Origin of the sequence: Protofrankia symbiont of Coriaria myrtifolia, from assembly GCF_900634755.1 — a bacterium.
Classification (GTDB): Bacteria; Actinomycetota; Actinomycetes; order Frankiales; family Frankiaceae; genus Protofrankia; species Protofrankia coriariae.
On record NZ_CAAAFS010000278.1, the window covers coordinates 1 to 4260 of the forward strand.

General features: G+C 67.8%; 2 protein-coding genes and 1 pseudogene. 2 read left to right on the plus strand and 1 reads right to left on the minus strand.

What is annotated here, in order from left to right:
- Positions 1 to 3: 3 nt before the first annotated feature.
- Complete coding sequence (locus CM1CMNOD_RS15510) at positions 4 to 1131, plus strand: CaiB/BaiF CoA transferase family protein (RefSeq protein WP_043606845.1); 1128 nt, start codon at positions 4 to 6, stop codon at positions 1129 to 1131.
- Here the strand turns inward: CM1CMNOD_RS15510 and CM1CMNOD_RS15515 are convergent.
- Complete coding sequence (locus CM1CMNOD_RS15515; protein ID WP_202797634.1) at positions 1044 to 2978, minus strand: helix-turn-helix domain-containing protein; 1935 nt, start codon at positions 2976 to 2978, stop codon at positions 1044 to 1046. The genes CM1CMNOD_RS15510 and CM1CMNOD_RS15515 overlap by 88 nt on opposite strands.
- An 821-nt stretch (positions 2979 to 3799) precedes the next feature.
- On the opposite strand from CM1CMNOD_RS15515, the pseudogene CM1CMNOD_RS15520 reads away from it, so the two are divergent.
- Positions 3800 to 4260 (plus strand): annotated as a pseudogene (locus tag CM1CMNOD_RS15520) (hypothetical protein); the annotation flags it as partial.

The window sequence follows — 4260 nt, forward strand, 5'->3', positions numbered from 1 at the left end:
CACATTAGCGGCGACAGTCTACGAGGAGTCCGGATTCTTGAGCTTGGCGGTCGGGGGCCGGTTCGGTTCTGCGGAATGCTGTTGGGGGATCTGGGCGCCGAAATCATCACTGTCGATCGTCCCCGCGAGGCTGACGACATCACGCCGTTGTCCGACGCCGGGCTGGGCCGCCGTCGAAGGCGAGTGCGGCTGGATCTCAGGTCCGCCGGTGGCCGCGCCACCGCGCTTGAGATCATCAAGCGTGCCGATGCCGTGATCGAAGGCTTTCTTCCGGGTTCGATGGAACGCCTCGGCCTCGGGCCGGAGGACTGCGCACCGCACAATCCACGCCTTGTCTACGGGCGGTTGACCGGCTGGGGTCAGACCGGCCCGCTGATGGCGCAGCCCGGGCACAACATCAACTATCTGGCCGTCTCGGGAGTCCTGGCCCACCTCGGACGAGCCGGGACTCTGCCCTTCCCTCCGATGAACCTCCTTGCCGACGGTGGCGGTGCGATGTTTCTGGCCCTCGGCGTCGTCTCAGCCGTGCTGGAGGCACGATCGTCCGGCGTGGGACAGGTGGTGGACGCCGCGATGGTCGACGGCGCGGCCCTGTTGAGCACCATGAGCCATGAGATGCGCAACGAAGGCAGGTGGGTGGAACAGCGTGGCAGCAACCTCAATGACTCGGGGGCACCTTTCTACGACGTGTACGAGACCGCCGACGGCCGCCTTGTCGCGGTGGGGGCAGTCGAGGACAGGCTCTGGGAGTCCCTCCTGCGGTTGCTGGGGCTGCACGGCGAATCGGTCGACAGATGGGATCGGGCAAACTGGCCATGGTGGCGGGAGCGGCTCGCGACGGTGTTCCGGCAACGCACCCAGGCGCAGTGGTGCGCCCGGGCCGAGCAGGCCGGCGTATGCCTGTCTCCCGTTCTCACGATGTCGGAGGCGCCTGCTCATCCACACAACGTGACCCGGGCGGTCTTCACCAGGGTGGGCGATGCCGTTCTCCCCTCGCCAGCACCACGCTTCAGTCGCACGCAGTCGGAACCGATCGCCGAACCTCAGCCCGGTGACGACGACACGGCCGGCGTGCTCGCCGAACTCGGCATCGACCTGCCGCGGCTCGTCGGCGACGCCTCGGGCGGGTAGCCGACGCCGGCGGCAACCGCCGGGCAGCCGCCGAGGCGAACGATCGCCATCGCCATCTGCGCGGTCAGATAGTCACTGTCGTCAGTGGTGACGCGCAGACCGGTGAGGCGTTCGATGTTGGTGAGCCGGTAGCGCACCGTGTTGGGATGGACGCCTAGTTCGTCGGCGCAGTCGCGCACGTTTCTGGCCAGCCGCAGGAACGGCTCCAGTGTCGACATCAGTTCCACGGACTTGACGGACCGATCTCGCAGCAGGGGCCCGAACGTGTCGAGAACGAGTTGACGGGCCTCGTCGCGGCTGGTGGAGGCCAACAGGAGTCGTGCCGCGCCGAGATCGTCGGCGGCAAGCACTCCCGGCTCGGCGTCCGAGAGATGCTCCCGGATGCACTTCAGGACCTGCTGGGCCTCACGATGGGCTCGCTGGTCATCCCCGGGAGCCTCCACCACCGTCGAGATCGCCGCACAGAGCTGGCCTTCCGGGCTGAGTTCGGCAAGCACGGTACACAGCCGAACCCTCACCCATTCGATCGCCTCACGCCGGTCGTGGTCCTTCGGCACCTCAATGATCACTGCGATGTCGCTGCCGGACCAGGCCGCCAGCGCGCTTGACGGTGATTCCCGGTCGGTCAGGATCTGGGCCACCTGCCGTGACACGACGCGGTTTGCCGAACTGCTGTCCCGCGCGGCCACGAGGCAGACCACCCGCCGCGCGGTGAGATCGACGCCGAGCGAGCGAGCCCGTTCCCCGAGCCCCCGCTCGCCACGGATCAGGCTTCCCACGAGGGCCTCGACCGCATGCCATTCCATGTCCTGGTCGAACCTGCTCCGCAAACGCTCAAGAGCGATGTTGTGCGCGGCCCTGCGCACGATGACTTCATCGAGCTGACCGAACCGGCCGGCGGCCTCGACGACAACGACGTAGCCCTGCCGCTGCCCATTGAGTTCGATCGAGGTCAACAGGAGCCGATGGTTGATGCCGGCCTGCGGCAGTGGCGGAATGCACTGCGGGCGTCCGGACTCGAGCGACTCCATGACGGGCTCGACCGAGGGATGATGCCGCATGTTGCCCAACGACCGGAGTTTCACGCGCAGATCGTCTGCCGCGCCGGCGCAGGACAGGCAGCGAAAGTCCACGTCGTAGATGGCGCAGGGTTTCGACAGCAGTTGCGCGACCGTCTCCCCCAGTTCGCGAACCCCCCAGCCGCTCAGCGCGATATCCGCGAGCTGCCCCTCCATGCGACGAGCGCGCTGCAGCATCTCCAGCTGTCTGGCCTGTACGTGGAGGCTGTCCCTGAGCTGGGAGGTCAGTTGAACCTGGTTGATCGCCGTGGCCGCGAGTTCGGCGAACGACAACGCCAGCTCCTGGTCCGACTGTGAGAACTCCATCGTGGTGTCCTCGGTGTCGAGACACAGAATCCCGATTACCTCGCCGCGGAGCCTCATGGGGATTCCCAGCACCGAGCGTGCCCGCCAGCGACGCATCGCGGCGTGCACCGGCCGGGGATCCACCAGCGTGTTCGTGAGCATCACGGGCCGGCCGGTGTCGAGGATTTCCCGGGTGAAATTGTCCCCGGGCATTCCACTGACCAGCTGTTTTACGGGTATGTCGATGTCCCGGGCAGCATGCGCGGCCTTGCCGTGCAACAGACCGGTTTCCCGGTCACGCAGATGCAGACTGCACCGGTCGGCGCCTGTCAGCTCGCTGAGGGTGTCGACGATGAGATGGAAGATCGTGTCAAGGTCACGTTCTTCGGCCAGCGCGCCAGCCAGTTTCCGGAACGCGGCAAGTTCCCGATGTTCCCGGTGCTCGCCACCCACCTCGGAGGCGCACTCGGACGGCTGCCGCATACCGGTCACGTTCGGTATCTGTCGATGCTCCGATTCGGCCTGACGAGCCCCGTTCATGTCCTGTCCGAGACCCCCGTCCGCAGGTCGCCTGAACCATGGATGCGGATGCCTTCCATGGCAGCAAACAGCCAGCAACGGTCCCTGTCAACGGCGCCCGGGTCCGGCCCCCCTCGACCGGCGGTGGCGCTGCCGGTGACGCCGGTTGTTCGCCCGCGGCGGCCAACGAGTCAGCTGACGGATCTCCGCCCAGTCCTGCACTCTCAGCACCCCCACCGTCAACCGGGGTCCGTTTCCGCCGTCGGCAGGGGGTCAGTGCTCAACCGTCGCCCGTGGTCCCGCCGGAGCGGGTTTTGGAGCGGGGTCCAAAAGGCCAGGTGCGGCGTGGCTGCGCACCTGGGGATCCGCCGCTAGCGTTCGCCCTCGCTCAGCCAGGTTGTGAGCCGGAGCACAGTTCCAGCTTCCGCGAATTCCAGGGAGTACCGACGCGACGGGCGCGTCCACCTGCTTCGCCGGAAGGCTCCCGCGGCGGAAGCCCTCCGGCGGGCACGAACGACGAGAGAGAGGACACCACCCCTCCCACCCGAACAGCCGTCCTGGCCAACGACGCTACGCGCGGCCCGTGGCTGGCCGACCCCGTGGGTAACGCCGCAATGCTGCTGGCAGGCTCGGTCATCAACGCCCCCGCCCGCCGAGGCCCAGACCCTGATCTCCCCGGTCGGGGCAGGCCACGGCCTCCGGCTCTGCCTCCCATCCCGATCCAGACACCACCGACAGGGAGAACAATGATCCATCTGAGGGCAGTGAGGCGTTCGACATCCGGCATGCTCGCCGCCGTGACCGCGGTGGCGCTTGTGGCCGCGGCCGGGTGTTCCTCCTCCGGACCGGACTTACCCGACGCCACGGGCGGCGGCGCCGCGTCGGCCTCCGGGGACGGCTACACCGCCACGGCGCGGGAAGCGGTCGACGCGGCCTACAAAGGCCTCTACAGCGCACCCGCCAAGGGCGGTCCCAGCGCCCAGAAGGGAAAGAACATCTGGGTGATTCCGTGTTCTTCGGCGCTGTTCGGCTGTTCCGAACCCGCCGCGGCCATCCAGGAGGCAGGCAGGGTGCTGGACTGGAAAGTCACGACGGCAGACGGCAAGGCCAGTCCCGCGGGCTATACGGCCGCCATCAACCAGGCGGTCGCGGCACACGCGGACGGCATCATCACCATCGCGATCGACTGCCCACCGGCCAGGGCCGGGCTCCAGGCGGCAAAGAACGCCCGTATTCCGACAGTGGC